This window comes from Ruegeria sp. AD5, assembly GCF_056542345.1.
On sequence record NZ_JBQFZR010000010.1, the window covers coordinates 13,376 to 38,997 of the forward strand.

The following is a 25,622-nucleotide window of genomic DNA, read 5'->3' on the forward strand; positions in this document are numbered from 1 at the left end:
CGTTTTACCTGGGGGTTGGAGCAATGGCCGAATGGATCGTTCTGGCCGCAATCAGTGTGGTTTCGGCCAGCTTTGCGATGTTGTGGCTCTTGCCACGCCATCAGGCCAAAACAAGAGATTTCGGGCTGTCAGCGCCCGGAGCGCTGTTCGATGTTGTCTTCCTGTTCGATGGCGACCGGTTGATCAGCCACTCCGATATTGCGCTGGCAGGTTACGAATCCGTCAGCAACTGGGCTGATCTGCGGCGTTTGCTGCAACGAGATTTTCCCGCTTTCCCCGAAACGCCCGAGATTGTCCGGTCCGGGGGCAACATCGCCGTTTCAGCCATCGACTGCACAGTCGAGCGCGAGGTTCTGTGCGAGTGGATCGACGGTATCATTCGGGTTCAATTACGTGATCTGACGGGGACCATCCCTGCGCCACGCCGTGACCAGCGCGATCCAATTCGTTTGGCGATGGAGCAGGCGCCCTACCCTGTTTGGCTGATAGATCACCGTGATAAGGTGGGCTGGTGCAATGCGGCCTATGTACGGTTGGTTCGCAAGATCGCGGGACCGGATGCCGATCTGACGGACCCTCTGTTTCCTTCTCACAGGGACGAGGCGCAGCTGAGTCGAAAAACCCGTGTCTCGATTCCGGTCAGGGACAGCGATGCCAAGCTCTGGTTTGACCTGACCCAGGTCGCACACGAACAGGATCAGTTGTGTTACGCGGTCGATATCAACGCGATTGTCGAAGCCGAGACAGCACAGCGCAAGTTTGTGCAGACCATGACCAAAACCTTCGCACAGCTCTCCATTGGCCTAGCGATCTTTGACCGCAACCGGCAACTGGCCCTGTTCAATCCAGCGCTGATTGATCTGACCACCCTGCCACCCGACTTCCTGAGCCTGCGCCCAAGCCTGTCCAGCTTTTTTGACCGGCTTCGCGACCAGCACATGATGCCCGAGCCTAAGAACTATCGCAGTTGGCGGCGCCAGATGAACGACCTTCTGGAGGCGGCACAGGACGGGAACTATCAGGAAACCTGGTCGCTGCCATCAGGATCGGTCTATTCCGTCAGTGGTCGCCCGCATCCCGATGGGGCCGTGGCTTTCCTTTTCGAAGATATCACCGCCGAAATCACACTGACCCGACGGTTCCGCGCTGAAACGGACCTTATGCAATCCATTCTGGACAAGCTGGCTGATGCCATCGCGGTGTTTTCGGATGACGGTTCGCTGGCGATCACAAATTACGCCTATCAGGTGTTGTGGGGCGACAGCGGCGAAGTAGGATTCGAACCAGCAACGGTGCTGGAAATCACACGCCAATGGCAGGAGCACTGCACCGCCACGCCGATCCTTGGCGAGATCCGCGAATTCGTCACCGCGCGCGAGAATCGGGCCGAATGGTCGGCTGAACTGATCCTAAAATCCGGCGGCTCTTTGAACTGCACGGTCAGCCCCATGCAAAACGGGGCAACAATTGTCCGTTTCGCCTCGGACAACCCGGTCAGGAACATCACGGAAATACAAAAAATCAGCGCGTGAACCGGTTGCAGCCGACCCGGCGCAGGTTCATTGTGACGCCATGAACGCACCGCTGACTCTGACCTCGAAATCCCCATTCGACACTGCTGAAGTTGCCACCAAACTGGGAGGCGCATTGCAGTCTGGCGATACTATCCTGCTTGAAGGTACCATCGGCAGCGGCAAAACCCATTTCGCACGCGCATTGATTCAATCTCTTCTGTCCGCTCCCGAAGATGTGCCTTCGCCGACCTTTACTCTGGTTCAGGTTTACGAGACGCAGCTTGGAGAGGTCTGGCATTCAGACCTCTATCGTCTTTCTGCCGTGGAAGAGATCGAAGAGCTAGGGCTGGTCGACGCCTTCGACGCCGGCATTTGCCTGATCGAGTGGCCTGAAAAGCTGGGTCCTCTGACGCCAGAGCCGGCCTTACTGATCCGGTTCACCACAGACGCCAACGAACAAGATACGCGACAACTTAAGATGTCGTGGACAGACCCGAAATGGAACGCCAAGCTGGAGGGGATCCAATGACGAACCGGGCCATTCTGGCAGAAGCCTTGATCGCGCAGACACCATGGAACGGCGCACGGCATACGCCTTTGGCAGGTGATGCCTCGAACCGCCGGTACGAGCGTCTGACCGACCCTGCCACCGGCCGGACCGCCGTTTTGATGGATGCTCCGCCCGACAAGGGCGAAGCTGTTGAACCCTTCGTGCGTATGTCGAAATACCTGCGTTCCATTGGGTTGAGTGCGCCGGAAATCTACGCCGAGGACTGCGAATACGGGTTTCTGTTGCTCGAAGATTTGGGCGACGATCTGTTCGCACGCGTCTTGCGGGACGATCCGACGCTTGAGCGCACGCTGTATGACGCCGCAACCGATGTACTTGTCCATCTTCACGCGGCGCCGACGCTTTCGCTCGACAGTTACGACCCCGCTATGATGACCGAATTGGCGGCGCTGTCGTTCACGAAATATGCACAAGGCATTCTTGGATCGCACGACGACGAGGCCCGCGCCCGGTTCGAGCTGCGCTTTGCGGATATCCTGCACCGGGAAACCGGCGGAACGCGGGTTGTTGTGCAACGCGATTACCACGCAGAAAACCTGATCTGGCTGCCCGAGCGCGAAGGTCTGGCGCGTGTCGGTCTGCTGGATTTCCAAAGCGCGATGCTGGGGCATCCCGCCTATGATTTGATGTCACTGCTACAGGATGTGCGTCGGACTGTGCCCGCCGGGATCGAGATGAGGATGATCGACCGCTATATCACCGCAACCGGCGTCGATGGGCATGATTTCCGCACCGCATATGCTGTTCTGGGCGCACAGCGTAACCTGCGCATTCTGGGCGGTTTTGCCCGGTTGGCGACCGATTATGGAAAGCCACACTACGTCGACCTGATCCCGGCTGCGTGGGCACATTTGATGCGCGATCTCGAACATCCCGCGTTGGTGCCGGTGGCAGACCTGTTGCGCAGCGCCCTGCCCGCCCCAAGCCCCGAAAACCTGGATAAGCTGAGGGCGCAATGATCGGCACCCCCCAAGCTGCAATGCTGTTTGCCGCAGGATTTGGCACCCGCATGGGTGCCCTGACCAAAGACCGGCCCAAACCGCTGATCGAGGTGGCCGGGCGGCCCCTGATTGATCACGCACTGGATCTGGTCGATGCACTCAGGCCGCTGCGGGTTGTTGCCAACCTGCACTATCACGCTGATCAGTTGGCTGATCATCTGGCGGGCTGCGACGTTATGATATCGCGGGAAGAACCGCGCATTCTGGATACTGGTGGTGGGCTGCGCGCAGCGCTACCTCTGCTTGGATCCGATCCCGTATTCACCTTGAACAGCGACGCAATCTGGGCTGGGCCCAACCCACTGAATTTACTGAAGGATCAGTGGAACCCGGATAAAATGGATGCGCTGCTGATGTGCGTTCCAGTTGGGCAAACCCTTGGCCACACAGGCCCTGGTGACTTCACTCAGGACAGCACAGGGCGGATCGTCCGCGGTGCAGGTCTTGTTTACGGCGGGGCACAAATTCTGAAAACCGAAGCGCTGCATGATATCGCTGAGGACGTGTTTTCATTGAACGTATTGTGGGATCGAATGCTGCAGCAAAAGCGCCTGTTCGCACTGTCTTACCCCGGTCGCTGGTGCGATGTGGGGCGTCCCGAGGGTATTGATCTGGCCGAAGGGTTGATTGCCGATGTTTGAGCCCAGCGCCCTGCCCCGGGTCTTCGCCGTTCCTCCGGGAGCGGATTTTCCCAAGGTGTTGGTTGACGGGCTACATGAGCGGTTTGTGGGGCAGCCGCCCGACGCGCTGGCCCGGGTGCAACTGGTGATCAACACCCGCCGGATGGCGCGCCGGGTGCGCGATCTGTTTGATCAGGGTCCCGCTTGCCTTTTGCCACGCCTCTCTTTGGTCACCGATCTTGGCGAAAGCGCCGATCTGGCGCAGATCCCACCCGCAATCCCGTCTCTGCGTCGCAGGCTGGAGCTGACGCAGCTGATCGCAAAACTGCTAGACCAGCAACCCGATCTGGCGGCCCGGTCCTCGCTGTTCGATCTATCTGACAGCCTGGCCGGGCTTATCGACGAGATGCAGGGCGAAGGTGTCTCTCACGATGCGATCAGGCAACTGGATGTCAGCGACATGTCCGGCCATTGGGCGCGGGCGCAGGCCTTTATCGGCATCGCCGATCAGTTCATGGAATCCGGTTCGGACGCGCTGGATGCGCAGGCCCGACAGCGGCGCGTGGTCGAGAACCTGATCGCGCGCTGGGAGGCATCGCCGCCCGAACATCCTGTCATTCTGGCAGGCTCTACCGGGTCTCGCGGGACCACCCTGATGCTGATGCAGGCGGTCGCGCGTCTGCCTCAGGGGGCGCTGGTGCTGCCTGGCTATGATTTCGACCAGCCTGAACATGTTTGGCACAATCTGGATAACCCGCTGACATCTGAGGATCATCCTCAATACCGGTTCCGCAAGCTGATGCTTGGGCTAGGGCTTCGCCCGGATCAAATCCGGCCATGGACCACGGATCAGGCCCCTTCACCTGCCCGTAACAAGCTGATTTCGCTTGCATTGCGCCCTGCCCCGGTCACCGACGCATGGATGACTGAAGGCCCGCTCCTGCCCGACCTGAACGGTGCGACCAAGGATGTGACGCTGATCGAGGCGCCCTCGCCCCGGGCCGAGGCCTTGGCCATTGCGCTACGCCTACGGCAAGCCGCCGAGACCGGCCAGACCGCCGCGCTAATCACCCCCGACCGGATGCTAACCCGGCAGGTCAGCGCCGCACTGGACCGGTGGAATATCCTGCCCGATGACAGCGCGGGCCTGCCACTGCAGCTGTCTCCGCCCGGGCGGTTCTTGCGCCATGTCGCCGGGCTGTTCGCGCGCCGCCTGGATGGCGAGGCTCTGTTGACGCTGCTCAAACACCCACTGTGCCATGACGGGGGCGACCGGGGCAGCCACCTGCTGCATACCCGCGATCTTGAGCTTGACCTGCGTCGCTATGGCCCGCCCTTTCCCGACAGCGCCAGCCTGACCGCTTTCGCCATTCGTACTGAAGCGCCCGAGGACTGGGTCCGCTGGGTTACCGAGACTTTTTGCGATCAATACGACCCCGCCGAAAAGCCACTGTCGGACTGGGTCGCCCGGCTTCGCACGCTGGCCGAGATGATCTCGGCAGGTACAACCGGTGAATCCGGCACATTGTGGGACAAGAACGCGGGCCAGAAGGCGCTTGCGGTGATCTCCACTTTGGAGGCCGAAGCACAGCATGGCGGTGCGATGACCGCCTATGACTTTGCCGACCTTCTGGGCGCGTTGTTGGCAGGTGAAGAAGTCCGCGACCGTGATGCACCTCACCCGCATCTGATGATCTGGGGCACCCTGGAAGCGCGCGTTCAGGGTGCGGATCTGCTAATTCTGGGTGGCTTGAACGAAGGCAGCTGGCCCGAGGCTGCGGCACCCGACCCCTGGCTGAACCGTCAGATGCGCAATGAGGCCGGTCTTTTACTGCCCGAACGCAGGATCGGTCTGTCCGCGCATGACTTCCAGCAGGCGGCAGGTGCGGCAGAGGTGGTTTTGACCCGCGCTACCCGCTCGGATGATGCGGAAACTGTACCATCCCGTTGGCTGAACCGCATGACCAACCTGTTGCTAGGCCTGCCTGAACAGGGTGGAACTAGCGCGTTAGAAGCAATGCATGCGCGGGGCCAACGGTGGTTGGATTGGGCAGAGATGCTGGAACATGCACCCCGAATCGCACCCGCGCACCGCCCGTCGCCACGACCACCCGTCGCGGCGCGGCCACGGCGGCTATCGGTGACCGAAATCAAACGCCTGATCCGCGATCCGTACGCCATATATGCCCGGCATATCCTGCGATTGAGACAACTGGACCCGCTGGTTCAGGCGCCAGATGCCCTGCTACGCGGTATCGTCATCCACGAGGTGATGGAACAATTCGTGCGCGACAGCGTTCTGGATCCGGCTTTATTGACCCGAGAAAATTTCCTGAAACGCGCCGAAGCTCTGCTGGACGACTACGTTGCGTGGCCAACTGCCCGAAAGCTGTGGCTGGCGCGGCTAGAGCGGATTACCGATAGCTTTCTGTCCGCCGAGATTCAGCGCCGCGCCGATGGCGGGCCTGTAGCATTTGAAGTTGGAATGCGGCTGGCGTTGACGCCGCTGGACTTCACCATTGCCGGACGTGCCGACCGAATCGATCGAAGCGGGCAGGGGGCCTTGCGTATCATCGACTACAAGACGGGCACTCCGCCGACAGAAAGTCAGCAAGCCAAATTCGACAAACAACTGCTGATCGAAGCTGCAATGGCCGAGCAGGGCGGTATCGAAGGATTCGATCCGCTTCCCGTTGCACAGGCGATCTTCATTGGCATGGGCGGCACCTATAAAGAAGTGCCCGCACCGCTGCAGAAAGAGCCGACCGACAAGGTGCTGGCCGAACTGAAAGAGCTCGTGTCAGCCTATTTAGAGCCTGATCAGGGGTTCTCTTCACGCAGGATGCTGCACAAGGACACAGATATAGGGGACTATGATCACCTCGCCCGGTTCGGCGAGTGGGATCGTTCGGCGGAAACCGAACCGGAGGACCTGACATGACCCCCCGCAATGATGCCACCGAACGGCAGGTTCAGGCCGCGCGCCCGGACGCCTCAACCTGGCTGGCGGCCAATGCGGGCTCGGGCAAGACCCGGGTGCTGACCGACCGGGTGGCGCGGCTGTTGCTGGATGGCGTACAGCCGCAGCATATCCTGTGCCTGACCTATACCAAGGCCGCGGCCAGCGAGATGCAGAACCGGTTGTTCAAACGTCTTGGCAAATGGGCAATGTTGGGCGACGGCGACCTTCAGGCTGAGTTGGTCGAACTTGGCGTACCAGGCCTGATCGATCCCGACCGGTTGGCGCAAGCACGGACACTGTTTGCCCGCGCCATCGAGACACCCGGTGGATTGAAAATCCAGACGATCCACTCGTTCTGTGCTTCGCTGCTGCGACGGTTCCCGCTTGAGGCAGGGGTCAGCCCTCAATTCTCCGAAATGGAAGACCGGGCTGCGGCGTTGCTGCGCGAAGAGATCATTGAAAGTTTTGCCGACGGCCCTCAGGCCGAATTGATCGAAGACGTTGCCCGCTTTGTCACCGATACCGGTTTTGACAAACTGACTGCCGCTGTTGCGCAGAAACGAAATCAGTTTGAACATGTGCTGCAATGGCCGGACATTCTGCAACGGTTTGATCTGCCCGAAGGTTTTGATGAACAGGTCCTGCTGCGTAACGTGTTTCTGGGCGGTGAGGTCGAACTGATCCAGTCCATTTTACCCGCGCTTTCGGAAAGCGGAGGGAACAATGCCAAGGCCGCCGACAAGCTTGTCGGCTTTACCGACGCCCGGCTGAGCAAACTGACGATACTTGAAAACGTCCTATTGACGGGTAAGGGTGCGAAAGAGCCCTTTGCCGCAAAACTCAACAGCTTTCCAACCAAGGCGCTGCGTGAAGGGGTGCTGGCAGATCGGATGCCCCAGCTCGAGGCCCTGATGCTGCGGGTTGAAGCCGCGCGGGAACAACGACTGGCGCTGGTTGCGGCCCAGAAAACCCATGTATTACATCGCTTTGCCGCGGCCTTCCTTCCGGAATACGAGCGGCGCAAGCAGGTTAGGGGTTGGCTGGATTTTGATGACCTGATCCTGCGCGCACGTCAGGTGCTGAACGACCCGGCGGTCGCAGAATGGGTGCTGTACCGGCTCGACGGTGGCATCGATCACATTCTGGTGGACGAAGCGCAGGACACCAGCCCGGATCAATGGGACGTGATCGAAAAATTGGCTCAGGAATTTACCAGCGGGGAAGGGGCCCGATCCGGAGTTGAACGCACGATCTTTGTGGTCGGCGACAAGAAACAGTCGATCTATTCCTTCCAGGGCGCCGACCCGCAAGCCTTTGACCAGATGCAGGCCGAATTTGGGCGGAAACTTCGAGAATCAGGCTCTAAACTGTGGGATTCAACGCTGGAATATTCGTTCCGCTCGTCCAGCGCGATCCTTGGGCTGGTCGATATACTGTTCGAAAACCATGTAGAGGCCGGGTTCCACAAGGATGCCTTACACCGGGCATTCAAGGCCGATCTTCCTGGGCGCGTCGACCTATGGCCGGTGATCGAGAAGGTTAAAGACGAGGATGACACCGATTGGACCGATCCCGTTGATCGACCCGGCGCGCGGCATCACACCGTCATTCTGGCAGAACAAGTTGCCCGGTCGATCAAGGATATGATCAGGGATGGCGCCACCATTCCCGATGATGGCGATGCGTCGGGGACATTTGTCCGGCGCAAAGTGCAGCCCCGCGACTTTCTGATCCTTGTCCAACGCCGCTCGGACCTGTTTGCCGAGATCATTCGCGCCTGCAAAAGCGAGGGCCTGCCCATCGCGGGGGCGGATCGCCTGAAGGTGGGCGCGGAATTGGCGGTCAAGGATCTGGCTGCTTTGCTGAGCTTTCTGGCCACACCCGAAGACAGCCTATCCCTGGCGACAGTCCTGAAATCCCCACTGTTTGGCTGGACGGAACAACAGTTGTTCGATCTGGCTCATCGCAGGGAGGAAACTTATCTATGGGCAGCGTTGCGCAATCGTGCCGAGGAGTTCCCGGTAACGCTTGCGATTCTGAACGACCTACGCGATCAAACCGACTTTCTGCGTCCTTATGATCTGATCGAACGTATCCTGACGCGCCATGACGGGCGACGCAAACTGCTGGGCCGGCTTGGGGCCGAGGCTGAGGATGGTATCAACGCGTTGCTGTCGCAGGCGCTGGCCTATGAGCGGACAGATATCCCAAGCCTCACCGGATTTCTGGTCTGGATGCAAACCGACGATCTGGAGATCAAGCGCCAGATGAGCGGAGTCGGCAATATGATCCGGGTGATGACCGTTCATGGCTCAAAAGGATTGGAATCACCGATCGTAATCCTGCCGGACACTGGTAAACGACAGCCACCACGAGATGCCGAGATCATGATGGCGGGCGATACTCCGTTGTGGAAAGTGCCTTCTGATGCCTCACCTGCATTGATCGCAGCTGCGCGCCAAGAAGCCAGAACGCGCGAGGAGAATGAGCGGCTGAGGCTGCTCTATGTGGCTCTAACACGGGCAGAAAAGTGGCTAATAGTGGCGGCCGCCGGGGATGTAGGCAAGGATGGCAACAGTTGGTATCAGATGGTTGAGGCCGCGATGGCGCGGGCAGGGGCTACTCATGTTCCCGGCACCCAGACCCTTCGACTGGCGCATGGAGATTGGGAGGCTTTGCCTGCCGTTGAACAGGGCAGCATCCCGCACAACGAACAGCATTTGCCTGTATTTTTTGACCACCCCGCGCCAAATCTACCCGCGCCAGCCGAAACGCTCAGCCCCTCTGATCTAGGGGGTGCGAAGGCCTTGCCCGGAGATGCGGGGCAGGATGAAGAGGCGGCGAAACGACGCGGATCGCAGCTGCACCTGTTGCTCGAACATCTTCCTGCTGCCGCACAGGATCAATGGCCGCAGCTTTGCGCACGGCTTCTGGCCGATATGCAAGATGTTGAGCGGCAAGATCTGCTGACTGAGGCCACATCGGTGCTGACGGCCGAATATCTGAAACCGGTCTTTGGCTCGGATGCGCTGACCGAGGTTTCGGTCTCTGCCGATCTGAACGGCACACGAATGCATGGGGTCATCGACCGGCTGATTATCACGGATAAAGAGGTGCATGTAATTGATTTCAAATCCAATGCGACTGTTCCGACCGGGCCAGAATCCTGCCCCGAAGGGCTGTTGCGCCAGATGGCGGCCTACGCCCATGCCCTGTCGCAAATCTATCCCAATCACAGTATCCGCACCGCTATCTTGTGGACGCGAACCGCGCACCTGATGTGGTTGCCACACGATATGGTGACGGACGCCCTGACACCGAACCCTATATCTTGACCTTGCCCGGTGCCGCACCTAGGTTCTGAGCCCAAGCATTCCCAGTCAGGAGACAGACATGTCGACCGTAGCCGTTACCGACGACACCTTTGACGCCGAAGTCAAGAATTCCGATATCCCCGTCGTGGTGGATTTCTGGGCCGAGTGGTGCGGCCCCTGTAAGCAGATCGGCCCCGCCCTGGAAGAGCTGGCTAGCGAATATGGTGGCAAGGTGAAGATTGCCAAGGTCGATGTCGACAGCAACCCAAACTCAGCCGCGGCCATGGGCGTGCGCGGCATTCCGGCGCTGTTCATTTTCAAAGACGGTCAGGTGGTTTCGAACCGCGCTGGCGCGGCCCCGAAAGCGGCCCTGCAAAGCTGGATCGACGAGTCGATCTGACCTTCGCTAGTGTGCGAACGAAAAAAAGGCGCCCCGCATTGGGCGCCTTTTTTTGTGAAAGCCACTGCGTGACAAGAGTTTAGACTCACTTGATGGTCCACCTCACCGATACTCCCGCGCCGTCTTTGTGGGTAAATGTAACGGTGTCGTCTGCGATTGAAACCACCTGACAGTCGCGGGGCATCACTTCACCGACGATCACGATTCTCCGACAGTAATACCTGTCTTTCCACTCCCACGTGCCGCTGATACTGCCACCTTTCGGGCCTTTGCCCTCAACCGTGCCGTCCTTGTGAATTGTCACCCAGGTTTCGCCTTGAACCAGCTTCTTATCAACGATCAGGTTCATAAATTTCGCTTTGTTTTCTATGACTTCAGCGGATACGCTTGGCGCCAGAAGTCCAAACAACAATAATGATGACATGAGCCGAAAATACGTCATGGAATCAAACCTTTCATAGATCGTGTGCTTAAACAGACAGAATTCTAGTCGATTGCTGCGGTACACACCAAACATTCGGGTTTCGTGGTTTGGCCGGATGCAGTTCACTGTACTGGTTCTTTCAATTCGCAAGAACTCGTGCAGATTATCGGGTCATCAGGAATAAGGAGGCGACATGCCCAAAACTCGGGTATTGGTGGAATTCGGTATGGGTACGTCGCTTCGGCGCGAAGACTATACCGAAGCTGCGCTGCGCGCGCTCAAGGATGCGCTCTGGCATAACTCGGTCAATATGGCGGAATTGTTCGGATTCCCGAAAGAGGCCATGATCATCGACGCGGAAATCGGTGTACAGCAACCGGACCGGGTGGATTCGCAGGCGTTGAAGGCCATTTTCCCCTACGGCCAGCCCAACATCACGGTCACACATGGTGGCTTGGATATCGACAAACCCCATTCTGAAGGTCGCACGGTGATCGCCAACGCCGCGATCGTTGTCTCATTTGATATGGAGCCCGCCCGATGACGGAAAAACGCATCATTCTGGAGATGGGGACCGGCAACGATCTGTATGGTCAGGACTATACCAAGGCCGCGCGCCGCGCTGTTCAGGACGCGCTGCACCACTCGTCCATCACGCTGTTTTCCAAACTGGGCATCAGTCATGAGGAGATGCGCGTTGAGGTCACGATTGGCGTTCAGCAGCCTGAGAAGGTTGATTGTGATCTTGTCGCCTCGGATCTGCCGCGGGGCCGCGCCTCGGTTCGGGCGGTCAAAGGGGGACTGGATGTCGAGGATGCCGAGGCGGGTACCCGGCATGTCGTAGCCACTGCTGCAGTTGAGGCTTATCTGCCTGATCTCGCAGGTAAATTCGTCGAAAACTGAAAAAGAAAAAGCCGCTCAATCGAGCGGCTCATCTTATAAGTGTTCAAATCCTGGATCAGAACTTGGAGATATCAGCGCGGGTCAGCCCGACGTCTTCCAGCTGCTCGTCGCTCAGTTGCGACAGTTCGTTGCGTGTCTGATATGACTTGTACCATTCGACAACGTTTTCGAATGCATGAGAGAATGCGTCCACTGCGTGCAGGATGGTGACTGCTCCGCGCGGCGCATGGGTTTTTGCGATTGCGTTTGCCATGTGCTTAGTCCTTTTAACAGAAACAGCCGACCCGTTGTCGGTTGTAAGCCTCATGTAACTCCGGCGGCTGAGTCTCACAAATGCTGACTCAACAGCCCCGGTTTGCGTTTACTGCATATCTTTTGGGCATTTTTAGAACCGGTTGCGCAGAACCCGTGCCCGGCCCATATATGACAGCACGGATAACGGAGGCATTCATGGCAGACAGCGATTTTCCCGGATGGCACGGCACCACTATTATTGGCGTCAAGAAGGGCGGGCAGGTTGTCATCGCCGGGGACGGGCAGGTCAGCCTGGGCCAAACCGTGATCAAGGGCACTGCGCGAAAGGTGCGTCGCCTGACACCGGGCGGGTTCGAAGTGGTCGCCGGATTCGCCGGATCTACGGCGGATGCGTTCACGCTGCTGGAACGTCTGGAAGCCAAGCTTGAGGCGACGCCCGGCCAACTGGCGCGTGCTTCGGTCGAGCTGGCCAAGGACTGGCGCACCGACAAGTATCTGCAGAAGCTCGAGGCGATGCTGATTGTGACCGACGGCAAGGATCTGCTCGTGATCACTGGGGCAGGGGACGTACTTGAGCCCGAACACAACGTCGCTGCAATCGGGTCGGGCGGCAACTTTGCCCTGGCGGCGGCCCGTGCGATGATGGATAGCGACAAACCAGCCGAGGATGTGGCGCGTGAAGCTATGGCAATTGCTGCGGATATCTGCGTGTATACCAACGGCAATCTGACGGTTGAGACGATCGGGTCATGAGTGCGGTTCTGGCGGCGATATTTGGTGGGCTGATTGGCGGTATTGTTGGGCCGATTGTGCTTGAGGAATATCGGAACCGGAAGCACGCCAAGACATGGAAAGAGCCTCGCAAGAAGCTGCTTGAGTCCATGTTGAGGGATACCAAATACAAGTTCAAAACTCTGGAACGGCTCAGCAGAACAATTGGCTGTACCGAAGATCAGACACGCTCGCTATTGATCGAGCTGGAAGCCAGAGGCGCTGTTTCAAAGAAGACCAAAAAGGAAATTTGGGCACTGATAGAGCGCGCGCCATTACAGGAAAGCCAGCGCAAACTTGACGAAGAAGAAATTGAGGAAGAGCAGGAGTAGGTGACCCCCTCCGCTCTATCGGCTGTTCTTTATGCCAATAGCGCTTTGATCTCTTTCCCCTTCCACCTCAGATGCATCCCGATAAGGCCCATCAGGGCAGTGACAATGACGATATAATACGGCACGCGGATGTCGATGCTCATCAATCCGCCTCCGATCAAGGACATGATACCGCCTGCTAGACAGAACACGGCTGTGGTCACGCCCATGACCCAGCCCTGATCCGTTTCGGCAACGCTGGATGAGAACAGGCCCAGCAGCGTCGGGTAGGACACGCCGAAGAAGAAGTAGAAGAAGAAGACCGGAATATAGCTCAGCACGCCGCTGGGGCTGAACGCAAAGGCAAAGCCACAGATCACCATGGTCACCAATGAGGTGTAGATGATCTGGTGCTTGCTGAACCTTTCCTGCGCTGGTTTCACAAGGAAGGTGCTGGAAAAGGCCAGTGCAACGCCAATGACCACCATCGCCATGCTGCCTCCGATCACGCCATAGCCCCAGGCGCTGGTCAGGAAGTTGTCGACGAACACATAGAAAGTGACATTGGCAACCATGAACAGCGCATAGACCGGCATGATCTTCAGAACCAGCGGGTGCTCACGGACAGCTATGAGACTATCGGTGATGTCACGGGGGCGGAAGACGAAGGGTTCGCGCTCGGTTCTGGTGTCCTTGAAGAACATGGTGACCAGAAAGATGGCGATCAGGACCAACACAAACGCCCCGTAGAACGGCGTTTTCAGCGTCGCCGCGCTGCCCAACAAAGCGGCATCGGACAGGACCGCTCCGATGATAGGGCCGCCCACAAGGCCAAAGCTGACACCGGTCACGATGTAGCCCATATTGCGATCTCGGTCGGCTGCATCTGTGCTGCCGTCAATCATTGCCGCCTGTGCGATGGGCTGATTGCCTGCGGTAAACCCGGTAATTGATCGGCCAATGATCAGCAGAAGCAGGCTGTTGAGATAAAGCGCGGCGATGGTCAGGGCGTAGCCGGCCAGTGCTCCGGTCAGACAGACCAGAAGGGCATTCTTGCGCCCGATGGAATCTGAGACTTTCGAGACATAGACCACCCCCAAAAACCAAGACAGAAAGAAGCAGCCGATCACCAGACCATAATAGAAATGCCTTGTGCCCATGGCGGTACTTTCCGGAAGAAAGCCCGACTTTGTCTCCATGATCAGCGAGTTGATGATGGGAAACACCAAGCCTTGCCCGATCAGGTCGACAAAAACCACAAACAGCAAGGTGATCTTGGCAATCTTGGTCATGAAAACGCCCCCAGTTCCAATATCTTGGGGCGAGTGTAACAGACAGTTGCCCTGTCACCTAACGGCGTGTCAGAGGCCGGAAAGCCCGACCCCTGAAGGGTGTGATTACTTCAACGAAGCAACTCCCAGCGGGACGCCGGCAACCTCGCACCAAATGTAAACTTCGTTGTAGCCCGAGACATCCATGGTTGGTGGCACGGCATAGGATTGCTTGCCGGTCAGGTGCAGCAGCGCGCCCAGTTTGCTGTCTGGGGCGTATGTGCCGTCCTTGCCAAATGCGACACGCGGGTCGGGGCCGTTGTCCAGCGAAAAGTCGTCGCCCAGTTCAACGATGTAACGCTCGCCATCTTTGACCAGTTTTACCGAACCGGTAGTGACGTGGTTCGAGCGGCCTTCAAATGTGCCTTTCTTTTTTGCGCCACCGGCCAGGGCAGCGGTGGTGCCGACCAGAGACAGGGCCGCGCCGGTAGCTGCAGCTTTCACAAAAAGCGAACGACGAGTCATCATGATGAGGTATCTCCCTAATGTCATACGGACGCAGAGTCCGTCGCGAAAGGTTATGCCGCAGACGCTGTGCATCTGGCGATTCACATCACCACGAAATTCCGTGTGCTGCCCGTGAGTTGCCGTGATCTTCTCGTGATCGGCTTGTGTTTTCGCGCCGTATGATTAGGTTCCGCTGCGAAACATACGGATAGAACACATATGACCGACCTGACCCCGCGCGAGATTGTCTCGGAACTGGACCGCTTTATTATCGGGCAGAAAGACGCGAAACGCGCCGTCGCCGTGGCGCTACGCAACCGCTGGCGGCGCAAGCAGTTGCCAGATGACATCCGCGATGAGGTCTATCCGAAAAACATTCTGATGATCGGACCCACCGGCGTTGGCAAGACCGAGATCAGCCGCCGTCTGGCCAAACTGGCCCGCGCACCCTTCATCAAGGTTGAAGCCACCAAATTCACCGAGGTCGGCTATGTCGGTCGGGACGTTGAACAGATCGTGCGTGATCTGGCTGACGCCGCAATCCTGCAAACCCGCGAGTATATGCGCGAGGATGTCAAAGCCCGCGCCCATCAGGCCGCCGAGGATCGCGTGATCGAGGCGATTGCTGGAACCGACGCCCGCGAAGCGACGCGGGAGATGTTCCGTAAGAAGCTGAAAGCGGGTGAGCTGGACGATACCGAAATCGAGTTGGAACTGTCCGATACCACGAACCCGATGCCGATGTTCGATATTCCGGGCCAGCCGGGTGGTCAGATGGGGATGATGAATCTGGGTGATATCTTCGGCAAAGCCTTCGGTGGTCGGACCGTCAAGAAACGCATGACTGTCGCTGAAAGCTATGAGGCGTTAATTGGGGAAGAGGCCGACAAGTTGCTGGATGATGAAACCGTCAACCGCGTGGCTTTGGAAGCGGTCGAACAGAACGGCATCGTGTTTCTGGATGAGATCGACAAAGTCTGCGCCCGATCCGATGCGCGCGGGGGCGATGTCAGCCGGGAAGGGGTTCAGCGCGACTTGCTGCCTCTGATCGAGGGCACCACTGTCAGCACCAAACATGGCCCTGTGAAAACCGACCATATCCTTTTCATCGCATCCGGTGCGTTTCACATCGCCAAGCCCTCGGACCTGCTGCCAGAACTTCAGGGCCGTTTGCCGATACGCGTGGAGCTGCGCGCCCTGACAGAAGAGGATTTCGTACGTATCCTGACCGAGACCGACAACGCTCTGACCCTGCAGTATACTGCCCTGATGGGCACTGAAGAGGTCACGGTCAGTTTCACCGAAGACGGGATCGCAGCCTTGGCCCGGATTGCGGCGGATGTGAACCAAAGCATCGAGAATATCGGTGCGCGGCGGCTTTACACGGTGATGGAGCGCGTGTTCGAAGAGCTTTCGTTCACCGCACCGGATCAGGCAGGGGCTGAGATCACCGTCGATGCAGGTTTCGTGAACGACAATCTTGGCGAGCTGACAAAATCCACGGACCTCAGCCGTTACGTTTTGTAACAGGTGCCAGCCGGATTTTGCCAATGAGTCGTGCCCTCAGGCTGGACGCGGGGCGGGAATACGGTAGCGTAGCCCTGTAACTTCACAGGGGCAGAGTGTGCTGCGCTATTTCATCATCATTGTGACGCTGTCTGTGCTGACCGCCTGTGCGGATCGGTCCATCACAGAGATCACACCCGAAGCCCTTAAGGTCGGCACCCCCGCCACGGTCTTTGCCGCCACTACCCGTGCGCGCGAGCCGGATGGCAGCTACGGAGCTAACCGTGCCGAGGCACTTCGTTACCTTGAGATGACCGTCTCGATTCCGCCGTCGCATACGCCGGGTGAACTCAATTTCTCATACGCGAACCCGAATCCGAACAAACAGTTTGTCGTGGCGGATGTTACCGAGTTCTCTGGTCCGCAGGATCTGAAGTCCCGTCTGCGTGGCGTGGATGACGTGGTCATCTTTGTTCACGGGTATAACGCCACGCAGACTGAGACCGCATTTCGGGCCGCTCAGCTGAGCCATGATATCGGTATCCCCGGAACCATTCTGATTTATTCCTGGCCCAGTAAGGCGCGCGGCACCGGTTACGCCTATGATCTGGACAGTATGCTGTTTGCCCGAGACGGGCTGGAACAGACCATTAGATTGCTCAAATCAATGGGCGTAAAGCGGGTTGTACTGATAGCGCATTCGATGGGCAGCGCCCTATCGATGGAGATGATGCGGCAAGCCGAACTGCGCGAGCCGGGGTGGGCAAGCCGCAATCTTGAGGGGGTCATCCTGATCTCACCTGATCTGGATGTGGATCTGTTCCGATCCCAGATGAACAGCATCAAGAGCCCGCCCGATCCGTTTGTGGTGATGGTGTCCCAGAAGGACAAGATTCTGAACCTGTCGGCTCGGCTGCGCGGCACCGCGGACAGTCAGAGGTTGGGTAATATCAGTTCGGTCGACGCGTTGGCCGAATATCCGATCAGCGTGATCGACACGACTGCATTCAACAGCGATGCGGGATCATCTCATTTCGTGGCGGCAACGTCTCCGGCGCTGCTGGCCATTCTCAGTTCGGTCCGCCGGGTCAGCAACACCTTTGGCCCCGACCGGCCTGGCATCGATGTCCTTGTCCCACCCAGCGAGCGCAGCGTAGATGGCGCGACCGAGATTGTGCTGACCGAGACCGGACAGGCGCAGGTCAGCGCGCCCTGATCAGGCACGCATTCGATGATCGGGGTCCAGCGATGGGATCGCATCCAGCAACCGCTTGGTATAGTCTTGCTTGGGAGCGGCAAACAGTTCGCGCGTTGGGGCGCTTTCGACGATCTTGCCGTGATACATCACAACCACAAAATCGCAGGTATGGGCCACAACCGACAGATCGTGGCTGATGAACATGAAGGTCAGGCCCATATCTCGCTGAAGGGATTTCAGCAGGTTCAGGATATCCGCCTGAATCGACACGTCCAGCGCCGCCACGCATTCATCGGCAACTACAAATCGCGGGTTGCAGGCCAGCGCCCGCGCAATCGAAATCCGCTGACGCTGACCGCCCGAAAACGCGTGCGGATAGCGTCGCAGATGTTCAAGGTTCAACCGGCATTTGCCCGCAATCTCGCGAACCCGCGCATCGGTTTCCTCACGCGATGCGGTCAGGCCCATCACATCCAGCGGTTCGGCTATGATATCACGCACGGTCATCCGAGGACTAAGCGCCGCGTAAGGGTCCTGAAAAATCAACTGAGCCCGACGGCGATAGGACTTGAGATCGGTTGCTGACATTTTGGTCAGATCGAACCGCTCTTCACCATCGTCATAGCTTGCGCCACCGCTGGTGATTGGAACCGCATTCAGCAATGCGCGGCCGAGTGTTGTCTTGCCCGAGCCGGACTCGCCGACCACTCCAACAAATGCCCCTTGCGGGATTTCGATCGAGACATTGTCGACCGCCTTTAGCGTGCGCTTGTTAAACAACCCGCCACCAAGGGGAAATTCGACTGACAGGTTTTCGGTTTTGATCAATGCTTTTGTCATGGCTGGCCTGGCACGTCTTCGGGGAAAATGGCTGCGAAATGGCCGGGGCTGACCTCGGTCAAGGGTGGGCGTTCCGTTTCATATCGCGATCCGGGTTTGAGTTCCGGGTTGCGTGGATGGAACACGCAGCCTGATGGCCGCTCCAGAGGTGAGGGGATATCGCCAGGGATCGGGGTTAGCGGTGCGTCCAGATCATCGAGTTTGGGTAACGCGTTCAGCAGGCCACGCGTATAGGCATGTGCCGGATGGCGGATCACTTCACGCACAGGTCCGCTTTCCATGATCCGACCCAGATACATCACCGCAACCCGGTCGGCGGTTTGGGCGACGACGCTTAGGTCATGGGTGATGAAGACGATGCCCATGCCGAACTCGGCCACCAGATCCTTCATCAGATCCAAAACCTGAGCCTGAATGGTCACGTCCAGCGCCGTTGTCGGCTCATCCGCGATCAGTAGTTTGGGCTTGGTCGAAAGCGCCATGGCGATCATCGCCCGCTGACGCATCCCGCCCGACAATTCGAAAGCGTATTGGTTGAACCGGGCCGCTGGTTCAAGGATACCCACTCGGTCCAGCATTTCGATCGATAGTTCTTTGGTCTGCTTTTTGCTGAGGTCCGTGTGGATCAGCAACTGTTCAACCATCTGCTTGCCGATGGTGATCGCGGGGGCAAAGCTGGCCATCGGCTCTTGGAAGATCATACTGATCGCCCCGCCGCGCACAATCTCCATGTCCTTGGGCCGCTTCAGCGCCATGATATCAACCGGGCCGCTGTCGAGATGCAGATCGATCCGGCTTTCCGGCGCATAGATCGCGTTGGGTGGATTTAGTTTCATCAGTGACTTTGCCGTCACTGATTTTCCCGATCCACTTTCGCCGACCAGCCCGAGCACCTCGCCTGGGGCGAGTGAAAACGAAACATCCTCAACCGCCGTGATCAACCCTTCATCGGTTTTGAACTGAACGGACAGGTTTTCGACATCGATCAAGCTCATTTGCGGGTCTCCGAATAAGGATCAGCCGCATCACGCAGGCCATCGCCGACGAACACGAAAGACATCACGAGAACGACAAAGAAGATGACCGGGATGAAATACCATTGGTAATTCAGCAGAACATCCGCCTTAGTCACATTCTGCAACATCACGCCAAGTGAGTTGACCGGATCTTTCAGCCCCAGCCCGATAAAGCTGAGCGCGGTTTCGCTGAGGACCATATAGGGGAACGAGATCACCAGATCGACGATGATGTAGCTGGTGAAGCTGGGCAGCAGGTGACGCCGGATGATGTGGCCCGGCGACGCGCCGCACAGTTTCGCCGCAAGCACGTATTCCTGATTGCGTTCCGTTAGCAGATGGGTACGCACCCGCCGTGCTAAAGTAGGCCAGCCGACCAATCCCAATATGGCTGTGATGACAAAGAATCTTGTTTCGGCCGACCATTCCGGCGGGATAAAGGCCGCAATCGCCATGAACAGAGGTATGGCCGGAACCGTACGGATCGCATCGGTGATCATTTGGATCACACTGTCGACCATTCCACCGTAATATCCAGCCACCCCTCCGATCGCGAGCGCCAGCACGAACGAAATCATCACCCCAAGCGTTCCGACCTGTAGCGACGTCCAAACCGCATGCAGTGTACGGCTGAAGATATCCTTGCCGGCACTGTCGGTTCCGAACAGGTGAACATAGCCCTGATCGACACCAAACAGGTGGATGTTACCGGGAATGACTCCAAACAGCTTATATTTGTCGCCCCGAACGAAGAACTGGATATATCGGCGTTCATCCTCGTTAACTTTCTCGACCCAGCGGAAATTGGTCGCCAACGAGCGTTCGCGGGTGACCCCGTGCAGGAACGGGCGGATCGAGCAGCCATTCTTGTCGCAGAATTTTGGAATCTGCGGGGCTCCGTTCAGATAGTCTTTGTCACGCCCTGCGGCGGTCGGATCGTAAGGCGACAGGAACGGAGCAAAGATGCCCGACAGGATCAGGACGACCAGAACTGTGGCCGCAATCATCGCCGCGCGCTGTTTCTTGAATCGGGCCCAGATCAACTGACGCTGCGAGGCGGTGAAATAGGCTTCTTTAGCCTTTTGGTTGTCGATTGTCGCAGTCATCTGGTCACCTGAGGATACTTTTGCGCACGCGCGGATCGATCACCGCAAGCAGAATGTCGGTGAAGAAATTCAACGTCACGATTGATGCCGTCAGCAGAAAGATGATGGCCCCCGCAAGTTGCTGATCATTGGACCGCGCCAACGCTTCAAGCAAAAGCGCCCCGGCTTCGGTCAATGTCAGGATCAGCGCCACAATGGGCAATTCGTTGAAGATCCGGTTCAGGTCAAAGCCAAGGCTATTGACGATCGGCCCCAGCGCATGACGGGCCGGATAGCGCCATAACAGTCGGCGGCCATAAATGCCCCGCGCGGCAGCAGCGGTGACATACAGCTTCCCGATCTCATCCGACATCAACGCGCGCACGGTCTGCAGCGCAAAGGCTGTGGCCGACCAGCCCAGAATGAAGATCGGCAGCCAGGCGTGTTTCAGCAAATCGAGGAACTTGCCCCAAGACCAAGGCGCTTCTTTGTACTCGGGCGAGAACAGCCCGGTCAGAGTCTCACCGAAATAGACGGTTGAAACCAGCATCACCATCAGGGCCAGCAGGAAGTTCGGCATCGCCAAACCCAGATAGCTGACGATCCGCAGCGAGTTGTTCAGTACCGCACTGCGCGAGGCGGCAGAAATGATGCCCACAGGGATTGCAATGGCATAAGCCAGCGTCAAAGCGCCAAGGCAGATCCACAGCGACAGCCAGAACTTGTCGCCCAGCAGCTGTGCAATATTCACCCGCAGGATGCAGCTTTCGCCGAAATCGCCACGAAACGCCCCTGACAACCAGGTGGCCCATCGGGTCAGGAACGGTTGATCCAACCCAAGCCGGGCGCGTTCTGCTGCAACGTCAGCAACGGTGATCGCGGACCCTTGGGTGTTTTTATACGCCAAATAGCGCTCGGCACAGTCACCGGGCACCAGTTCCATCAGTGAAAAAACAATCAGCGATACGATGACCAAAGTGACCAACGCCATAACCGCCCGGGTGGCGGCAAATCTGCAGAATTGCAACATATCTGTCCCCGCGGGATGCGTGAAGGCGGGCGCGGGCGCCCACCTTCTTATCTTCTCAACCTTATTCGCTCAGCCACCACTGGGCGGGGCGGTAAGGATAGGTCCGATAGAACTCGTAAGACTGCGTTTTGAACTCGGTAAAGTTCTGCAGGTTGTTCGAGTGATAGATCGGGGCAGGAGCATTCACGGTACCCAGGAACAGCAGCTCGCCGGTCATGATCTCGACCATCTTCTGCGCGGCGGATACTGACGCATCAGAGCCGGGTGCACTGGACTGATAGGTGTCCAATGCAGCCTTCAGATCCGCGACCCAAGCCGGCGGTTCAACACCGTTTTCACCGTTTGAGCTGATGTATTCAGCCCAGAGCATACCTGTACGTACGTCGAAATAGCCATCAAACGGAGGCACCCAGATCTCGCTGTCCCCGAGGATCGACCCGGCTGGCTGGCTCTTCAGCCATAAGCCCATATCCAGCGAGTTGGCCGTTTGTGCGGCGCGGAATTCGTCGGATGTCACCTCTTTGATCGCGGTGTTGACGCCAACGTCTTTCCAGTTCTGAGCAATCAGTTCCACCAATTGCGCCGAAGCTGGCTGGGTCGAGAACTGCCAATCCAGAACAAACGGATCACCATTCGGCAAGTCGCGGAAGCCATCACCGTCCTTGTCGACAAGACCTACTTCGTCCAGCAGCGCATTGGCGCGCTCTGCGTCGAATTCGATCTCATGGTTCGACCATTTTTCGTCGATGAAATCGGGACGTGGCGAGAAGCCGATGTACTGTGTCGGTGTTCCCAGACCAAAAGCCACAACCTCGTTTAGCTGGTTGCGATCCATCGCAACAGACATCGCAGTTCTGAACCGGATATCGTTAAAGATCGCGCGCTTGGCCTCGTCTTCTGCGGTCACGTTGAAGGTCAGAACCGGATAGCCGATCGAAGGCTTCACCTCGACCGTGTAGTTACCGTTCTCCTGACCTTCGAGCAGCACCGGAGCGGATGTCAGGTTAACACCCTGCGATTTGTAATCGACCTCGCCATTCAGCAACTTAAGGGTGCGAACTTCTTCGTCCGGAACGTAAGTTTCATCCATTTCCGAAATGTAGGGAAGCTGGTTACCCTGCGTGTCGACCTGGAAGAAATAGGGGTTGGCCACGTAGTGACGACCCTCGGTGCTCTCCTTCACAAGGATATGGCTCTCCAGCGTCGGCATGGTGTCGGTGGGAAGACCCGCCAGTTTGTCACCGGCTGTCAGCATCGGAGATGGCGTATCCATCCAGTCCGAGTTGCCATAATAGGCCTTGATCAGCTCGTACCCGTTTTCATAACCAAGCGCCTGCGCGTTGGCGTCGGCGTTGTCATCCAGCGCCGGGTGGAACTTTTCAAAGAAATGCTTGGGCTGGTAGGGCTGCACATAGGTGAACGAGAATGTCTCGGTCAGGCCAGGCTTGGGCGCGGCAAGGGTAAAGCGGACGGTGGTGTCGTCCAACGCTTCGACCTTCATCGGCTCACCGCCCGCCAGCGCATAATCCTTCGCTTCGGCGATGACATTGGTGTCCATCATCAGGTTATCGTACCAGAAGACGATATCCGCCGCCGTAAATGGCGCGCCATCCGACCACTTGTGGCCTTCACGCAGATTCACGGTCAGCACGGTGAAGTCATCGTTCCATTCCCAGGATTTCGCCACGTTGGGCACCAGGGTCTGCAGGTCGTCGGAATAGCGGAACAGGTTGACGTGACGCACCGAAAGGAAGTCCGAGGTGCCGCTTTCTGTAGCGTTGGAGAGCGCGTCCAGAACGCCGCCATACTGACCTATCGAGTCATAGGGTACGATGACCAACGGGTCAGCCGGCAGACGATCTGCAACGGCCGCAAGATCGCCATTGCCACGGATCATGCCGTTCAGATCCCCAATAGCCGGGTTTTCTGCAAAGCTGAGCGTACAGTTTGCAGCTGATTGAAACTCGGACAGATCAAACTGCTGAGGATAAGCACCGGCTGCGACGCCCTGCATATCCGCGACGGTTGCAGCAGGACAATTGGCCCAGGCCGCGCCCCCGATTGTGGCAAAGGCCACACCAGACATAAGAAGCTTTTTCATGTTTTCTCCCTAGGTTTTGTTTATTTCGTTTTGCGTTTCCGAGAGCCCGATTTGCCCGCTTTGCTTTCGGAGGTTTCTTTGTTCTTTTTTTGCTTCCGGGGCTCTGTTTCATCTGGCCCGGATTTGACATCGTATTGCGATGCAATGTGCACTTGGACCCCAGCTTGCTTGAGAACGGGTGCAAACGCATCAGGTGGCGCGATATCGGTCACCAGATCCGTCACCTTGTCGAACGGGCAAGACACGTTGGCTGCCTTTGCACCGAATTTGGTGTGGTCCGCTGCAACGATCATGCGATGCGTGTTCCCTTGCAGCGCACGGGTCAGATCCGCCTCCAGCGGGTTCGAGGCCAATACGCCTCCAACCAGCGACAGTGCATCCGCGCCGCAGATCACCGCGTCATAGCTGTACTGACACGCGAGTTCTTCAGCCGCACGGCCAAAACTGCCTCGCTCGGACCGGATTACTTCGCCCCCTGCCAGAACGGCGCGCGTGCCATTGTGATCGGCCAGGGATGCGACAACTGACAAAGAGTTGCTAACGACGGTCAAACCCCGCAGCTCACGTAGTTGCTCGGCCACATGAGTCATGGTCGAGCCAACGGTGATGAACAACACCATCTCGTCCTCAAGCAACCCGCAGACCCGCTTGGCGATGTTGGTTTTCTCGTCGGCATTATACTCCAGCGCGCCCGAAAACATCGGTGTATCCTGTGCTCGAGACAGAAATGTGCCGCCATGCACACGCTCAACCTTGTTCGCGCGCGCCAGCGCCTTGACCAAACGACGCACCGTTTCCTCAGAGACGTCCATGATCTGGGCGATCTGAGTGTTGCGCGCTGACCCCCCCAGCCGCGCAAGGACATCCAGCAGCTCTCGGCCACGATGTGGGATGGTTACGCTATCATCATCCATTTTCAGACTCGGTCACATTTTCGCGCAAAAATCCACAATAAATGTAAATCTTTTGCGACAATTTTGGTTTTTTTGCCTTTTCCGGTCAACATGGCACAACAAACCTGCAGTTTCATGCGGCGTGACAGGTGGATTTCAGATCTCTCGCAAGAATCATTCAACTCATCCCAGAATGTGTTCATGACGACAATGCGATCAGCGTCACGCCAGCAGCCATCATCACGGCCGCCAGAAGGCGTCGCATGGGATTGCCTTCACCCAGGAACAGAAATCCGATTAGGGCCGCGAAGATCACTGAGGTTTCGCGTAAGGCTGACACGACGCCAAGCGGAGCGAAATTCTTGGCATAAAGCACTAGGCCGTAAGCCGTCATCGACACCATTCCGCCTGCAATCCCGATCACCCAGATGCGCAGAGGCAAATCAAGCACACGCGCGCCTCGCCGTAGCGCGACAAAGCCCACAACAAAGATATGCAGAACCGAATGCCAGGCCCAATAGCTCAGGATGTTGCCTGACACCCGCACGCCCAGGCCATCCACAAGCGAGTAGATGGAAATAAAGCAGCCCGTTCCCAATGCGAAAACAAGCGATGCCCTACCGACCCCTTGCCTCAAAACCGACCAGCTGGACAGTTGAATGCCGGTGGCAATCACCGCGATCCCAATCCAGGCCTGCGTCGGCAGATGTTCGCCCGCGAATATCACGGCCCAAAGAGCGACCAGCGCAGGAACCACACCGCGCGCGATCGGGTACACCACACTGAGATCACCATGCCGGTAGGCCTGATTCAGCATGTAGAAATATCCGAAATGAACGACAGTCGAACCTGCCAGATATGGCAGGCTCTCGACATTCGGCAGCGGCAGAACCGCTACCATCAGCGCCCCCGGGATAACATGCCCCAGTGCAACCAGACCCAGCGTGACCGTTCGGTCAGCGGCCGTTTTTACAACCGTGTTCCAGATCGCATGCAGCAACGCGGCCGCAAGGATTATGAGAACGATTTCAGCGCTCACTGTCAGATCGCCACTTTAAACAGCTCAGTGATGTTTTGTTGGTTGAGTTGGATTGGGTTACCTCCGCATGAGGGGTCGATGATTGCGCCC

General features: G+C 57.8%; 24 protein-coding genes. 13 read left to right on the forward strand and 11 right to left on the reverse strand.

All coding sequences use genetic code 11. From position 1 onward, the window contains the following. The first annotated feature begins 23 nt into the window (after positions 1 to 23). From ACR0JG_RS20505 to trxA, 7 genes are read left to right on the forward strand one after another with little or no spacing between them, the layout of a single operon-like run. Positions 24 to 1,532: a PAS-domain containing protein gene (locus ACR0JG_RS20505; protein ID WP_480572478.1), complete on the forward strand. Its 1,509-nt coding sequence runs from the start codon at positions 24 to 26 to the stop codon at positions 1,530 to 1,532. A 40-nt stretch (positions 1,533 to 1,572) separates the two neighbouring features. Further along, positions 1,573 to 2,043 (forward strand): tRNA (adenosine(37)-N6)-threonylcarbamoyltransferase complex ATPase subunit type 1 TsaE, encoded by a 471-nt coding sequence (gene tsaE / locus ACR0JG_RS20510; RefSeq protein ID WP_170407927.1) that lies wholly within the window; start codon positions 1,573 to 1,575, stop codon positions 2,041 to 2,043. Beyond that, positions 2,040 to 3,044 carry a phosphotransferase gene (locus ACR0JG_RS20515; RefSeq protein ID WP_170625364.1) on the forward strand — a complete coding sequence of 335 codons (1,005 nt, stop codon included), beginning with the start codon at positions 2,040 to 2,042 and terminating at the stop codon, positions 3,042 to 3,044. Before tsaE ends, ACR0JG_RS20515 begins: the two co-directional genes overlap by 4 nt. Further along, positions 3,041 to 3,727 (forward strand): nucleotidyltransferase family protein, encoded by a 687-nt coding sequence (locus tag ACR0JG_RS20520; protein ID WP_480572482.1) that lies wholly within the window; start codon positions 3,041 to 3,043, stop codon positions 3,725 to 3,727. Before ACR0JG_RS20515 ends, ACR0JG_RS20520 begins: the two co-directional genes overlap by 4 nt. Further along, positions 3,720 to 6,647 carry a double-strand break repair protein AddB gene (gene addB / locus ACR0JG_RS20525; RefSeq protein ID WP_480572485.1) on the forward strand — a complete coding sequence of 976 codons (2,928 nt, stop codon included), beginning with the start codon at positions 3,720 to 3,722 and terminating at the stop codon, positions 6,645 to 6,647. Before ACR0JG_RS20520 ends, addB begins: the two co-directional genes overlap by 8 nt. After that, positions 6,644 to 10,003, forward strand: coding sequence for a double-strand break repair helicase AddA (addA, locus tag ACR0JG_RS20530; RefSeq protein WP_480572488.1), 3,360 nt, complete (start codon positions 6,644 to 6,646; stop codon positions 10,001 to 10,003). The genes addB and addA overlap by 4 nt, the downstream gene beginning before the upstream one ends. A gap of 58 nt (positions 10,004 to 10,061) precedes the next feature. Beyond that, a complete protein-coding gene (gene trxA / locus ACR0JG_RS20535; RefSeq protein ID WP_170397826.1) occupies positions 10,062 to 10,382 on the forward strand; it encodes a thioredoxin in 321 nt (106 codons plus the stop codon). Between the two features lie 85 nt (positions 10,383 to 10,467). Here the strand turns inward: trxA and ACR0JG_RS20540 are convergent, their stop codons facing one another. Next, positions 10,468 to 10,899 carry a hypothetical protein gene (locus tag ACR0JG_RS20540; RefSeq protein WP_480572491.1) on the reverse strand — a complete coding sequence of 144 codons (432 nt, stop codon included), beginning with the start codon at positions 10,897 to 10,899 and terminating at the stop codon, positions 10,468 to 10,470. 100 nt (positions 10,900 to 10,999) lie between these two features. Between ACR0JG_RS20540 and ACR0JG_RS20545 the strand changes: the two genes are divergently transcribed. Next, positions 11,000 to 11,350, forward strand: a complete 351-nt coding sequence (locus ACR0JG_RS20545) for a Lin0512 family protein (protein ID WP_170397821.1) — start codon at positions 11,000 to 11,002, stop codon at positions 11,348 to 11,350. Next, positions 11,347 to 11,709 carry a Lin0512 family protein gene (locus ACR0JG_RS20550; protein ID WP_170514195.1) on the forward strand — a complete coding sequence of 121 codons (363 nt, stop codon included), beginning with the start codon at positions 11,347 to 11,349 and terminating at the stop codon, positions 11,707 to 11,709. Before ACR0JG_RS20545 ends, ACR0JG_RS20550 begins: the two co-directional genes overlap by 4 nt. 55 nt (positions 11,710 to 11,764) lie before the next feature. Here ACR0JG_RS20550 and ACR0JG_RS20555 read toward each other — a convergent pair whose 3' ends face one another. Further along, on the reverse strand, positions 11,765 to 11,962 hold the full coding sequence (locus ACR0JG_RS20555) for a DUF1127 domain-containing protein (RefSeq protein ID WP_170397815.1): 198 nt from the start codon (positions 11,960 to 11,962) through the stop codon (positions 11,765 to 11,767). A gap of 197 nt (positions 11,963 to 12,159) precedes the next feature. Here ACR0JG_RS20555 and hslV point away from each other — a divergent pair, with 197 nt between their 5' ends. Further along, the gene (hslV, locus tag ACR0JG_RS20560; protein ID WP_170397812.1) at positions 12,160 to 12,717 is read left to right on the forward strand and encodes an ATP-dependent protease subunit HslV; all 558 of its coding nucleotides are present in this window, start codon (positions 12,160 to 12,162) and stop codon (positions 12,715 to 12,717) included. After that, the gene (locus ACR0JG_RS20565) at positions 12,714 to 13,067 is read left to right on the forward strand and encodes a hypothetical protein (protein ID WP_170425354.1); all 354 of its coding nucleotides are present in this window, start codon (positions 12,714 to 12,716) and stop codon (positions 13,065 to 13,067) included. The genes hslV and ACR0JG_RS20565 overlap by 4 nt, the downstream gene beginning before the upstream one ends. 29 nt (positions 13,068 to 13,096) lie before the next feature. On the opposite strand, the gene ACR0JG_RS20570 is transcribed toward ACR0JG_RS20565, so the two are convergent. After that, entirely contained in the window at positions 13,097 to 14,338 is a 1,242-nt protein-coding gene (locus tag ACR0JG_RS20570) for an MFS transporter (RefSeq protein ID WP_480572494.1), read from the reverse strand. Positions 14,339 to 14,443: 105 nt separating this feature from the next. After that, a complete protein-coding gene (locus ACR0JG_RS20575) occupies positions 14,444 to 14,845 on the reverse strand; it encodes a DM13 domain-containing protein (protein WP_170397803.1) in 402 nt (133 codons plus the stop codon). A gap of 198 nt (positions 14,846 to 15,043) precedes the next feature. Between ACR0JG_RS20575 and hslU the strand changes: the two genes are divergently transcribed. Further along, positions 15,044 to 16,351 carry an ATP-dependent protease ATPase subunit HslU gene (gene hslU, locus ACR0JG_RS20580; protein ID WP_170425348.1) on the forward strand — a complete coding sequence of 436 codons (1,308 nt, stop codon included), beginning with the start codon at positions 15,044 to 15,046 and terminating at the stop codon, positions 16,349 to 16,351. 97 nt (positions 16,352 to 16,448) lie between these two features. Beyond that, entirely contained in the window at positions 16,449 to 17,546 is a 1,098-nt protein-coding gene (locus tag ACR0JG_RS20585) for an alpha/beta hydrolase (protein WP_480572497.1), read from the forward strand. On the opposite strand, the gene ACR0JG_RS20590 is transcribed toward ACR0JG_RS20585, so the two are convergent. The 7 genes from ACR0JG_RS20590 to ACR0JG_RS20620 form a co-directional block, all read right to left on the reverse strand. Then, positions 17,547 to 18,368: an ATP-binding cassette domain-containing protein gene (locus ACR0JG_RS20590; protein ID WP_170613049.1), complete on the reverse strand. Its 822-nt coding sequence runs from the start codon at positions 18,366 to 18,368 to the stop codon at positions 17,547 to 17,549. Continuing rightward, the gene (locus ACR0JG_RS20595) at positions 18,365 to 19,363 is read right to left on the reverse strand and encodes an ABC transporter ATP-binding protein (RefSeq protein ID WP_480572500.1); all 999 of its coding nucleotides are present in this window, start codon (positions 19,361 to 19,363) and stop codon (positions 18,365 to 18,367) included. Before ACR0JG_RS20595 ends, ACR0JG_RS20590 begins: the two co-directional genes overlap by 4 nt. After that, complete coding sequence (locus ACR0JG_RS20600; protein ID WP_170397790.1) at positions 19,360 to 20,490, reverse strand: ABC transporter permease; 1,131 nt, start codon at positions 20,488 to 20,490, stop codon at positions 19,360 to 19,362. The genes ACR0JG_RS20595 and ACR0JG_RS20600 overlap by 4 nt, the downstream gene beginning before the upstream one ends. Positions 20,491 to 20,494: 4 nt before the next feature. Then, complete coding sequence (locus tag ACR0JG_RS20605) at positions 20,495 to 21,499, reverse strand: ABC transporter permease (protein ID WP_170397787.1); 1,005 nt, start codon at positions 21,497 to 21,499, stop codon at positions 20,495 to 20,497. A 61-nt stretch (positions 21,500 to 21,560) separates the two neighbouring features. After that, positions 21,561 to 23,600: an ABC transporter substrate-binding protein gene (locus ACR0JG_RS20610; RefSeq protein WP_170397784.1), complete on the reverse strand. Its 2,040-nt coding sequence runs from the start codon at positions 23,598 to 23,600 to the stop codon at positions 21,561 to 21,563. A gap of 20 nt (positions 23,601 to 23,620) precedes the next feature. Further along, on the reverse strand, positions 23,621 to 24,514 hold the full coding sequence (locus ACR0JG_RS20615) for a DeoR/GlpR family DNA-binding transcription regulator (RefSeq protein WP_170397781.1): 894 nt from the start codon (positions 24,512 to 24,514) through the stop codon (positions 23,621 to 23,623). Between the two features lie 178 nt (positions 24,515 to 24,692). Next, a complete protein-coding gene (locus tag ACR0JG_RS20620; protein WP_170397778.1) occupies positions 24,693 to 25,532 on the reverse strand; it encodes an EamA family transporter in 840 nt (279 codons plus the stop codon). Positions 25,533 to 25,622 lie beyond the last annotated feature (90 nt).

Coding starts and splice junctions, on each gene's coding strand:
- ACR0JG_RS20505 (WP_480572478.1), top strand. CDS start 24: ATGGCCGAATGGATCGTTCTGGCCGCAATCAGTGTGGTTTCGGCCAGC.
- tsaE (WP_170407927.1), top strand. CDS start 1,573: ATGAACGCACCGCTGACTCTGACCTCGAAATCCCCATTCGACACTGCT.
- ACR0JG_RS20515 (WP_170625364.1), top strand. CDS start 2,040: ATGACGAACCGGGCCATTCTGGCAGAAGCCTTGATCGCGCAGACACCA.
- ACR0JG_RS20520 (WP_480572482.1), top strand. CDS start 3,041: ATGATCGGCACCCCCCAAGCTGCAATGCTGTTTGCCGCAGGATTTGGC.
- addB (WP_480572485.1), top strand. CDS start 3,720: ATGTTTGAGCCCAGCGCCCTGCCCCGGGTCTTCGCCGTTCCTCCGGGA.
- addA (WP_480572488.1), top strand. CDS start 6,644: ATGACCCCCCGCAATGATGCCACCGAACGGCAGGTTCAGGCCGCGCGC.
- trxA (WP_170397826.1), top strand. CDS start 10,062: ATGTCGACCGTAGCCGTTACCGACGACACCTTTGACGCCGAAGTCAAG.
- ACR0JG_RS20540 (WP_480572491.1), bottom strand. CDS start 10,899: ATGTTTGGTGTGTACCGCAGCAATCGACTAGAATTCTGTCTGTTTAAG.
- ACR0JG_RS20545 (WP_170397821.1), top strand. CDS start 11,000: ATGCCCAAAACTCGGGTATTGGTGGAATTCGGTATGGGTACGTCGCTT.
- ACR0JG_RS20550 (WP_170514195.1), top strand. CDS start 11,347: ATGACGGAAAAACGCATCATTCTGGAGATGGGGACCGGCAACGATCTG.
- ACR0JG_RS20555 (WP_170397815.1), bottom strand. CDS start 11,962: ATGGCAAACGCAATCGCAAAAACCCATGCGCCGCGCGGAGCAGTCACC.
- hslV (WP_170397812.1), top strand. CDS start 12,160: ATGGCAGACAGCGATTTTCCCGGATGGCACGGCACCACTATTATTGGC.
- ACR0JG_RS20565 (WP_170425354.1), top strand. CDS start 12,714: ATGAGTGCGGTTCTGGCGGCGATATTTGGTGGGCTGATTGGCGGTATT.
- ACR0JG_RS20570 (WP_480572494.1), bottom strand. CDS start 14,338: ATGACCAAGATTGCCAAGATCACCTTGCTGTTTGTGGTTTTTGTCGAC.
- ACR0JG_RS20575 (WP_170397803.1), bottom strand. CDS start 14,845: ATGATGACTCGTCGTTCGCTTTTTGTGAAAGCTGCAGCTACCGGCGCG.
- hslU (WP_170425348.1), top strand. CDS start 15,044: ATGACCGACCTGACCCCGCGCGAGATTGTCTCGGAACTGGACCGCTTT.
- ACR0JG_RS20590 (WP_170613049.1), bottom strand. CDS start 18,368: ATGACAAAAGCATTGATCAAAACCGAAAACCTGTCAGTCGAATTTCCC.
- ACR0JG_RS20595 (WP_480572500.1), bottom strand. CDS start 19,363: ATGAGCTTGATCGATGTCGAAAACCTGTCCGTTCAGTTCAAAACCGAT.
- ACR0JG_RS20600 (WP_170397790.1), bottom strand. CDS start 20,490: ATGACTGCGACAATCGACAACCAAAAGGCTAAAGAAGCCTATTTCACC.
- ACR0JG_RS20605 (WP_170397787.1), bottom strand. CDS start 21,499: ATGTTGCAATTCTGCAGATTTGCCGCCACCCGGGCGGTTATGGCGTTG.
- ACR0JG_RS20610 (WP_170397784.1), bottom strand. CDS start 23,600: ATGAAAAAGCTTCTTATGTCTGGTGTGGCCTTTGCCACAATCGGGGGC.
- ACR0JG_RS20615 (WP_170397781.1), bottom strand. CDS start 24,514: ATGGATGATGATAGCGTAACCATCCCACATCGTGGCCGAGAGCTGCTG.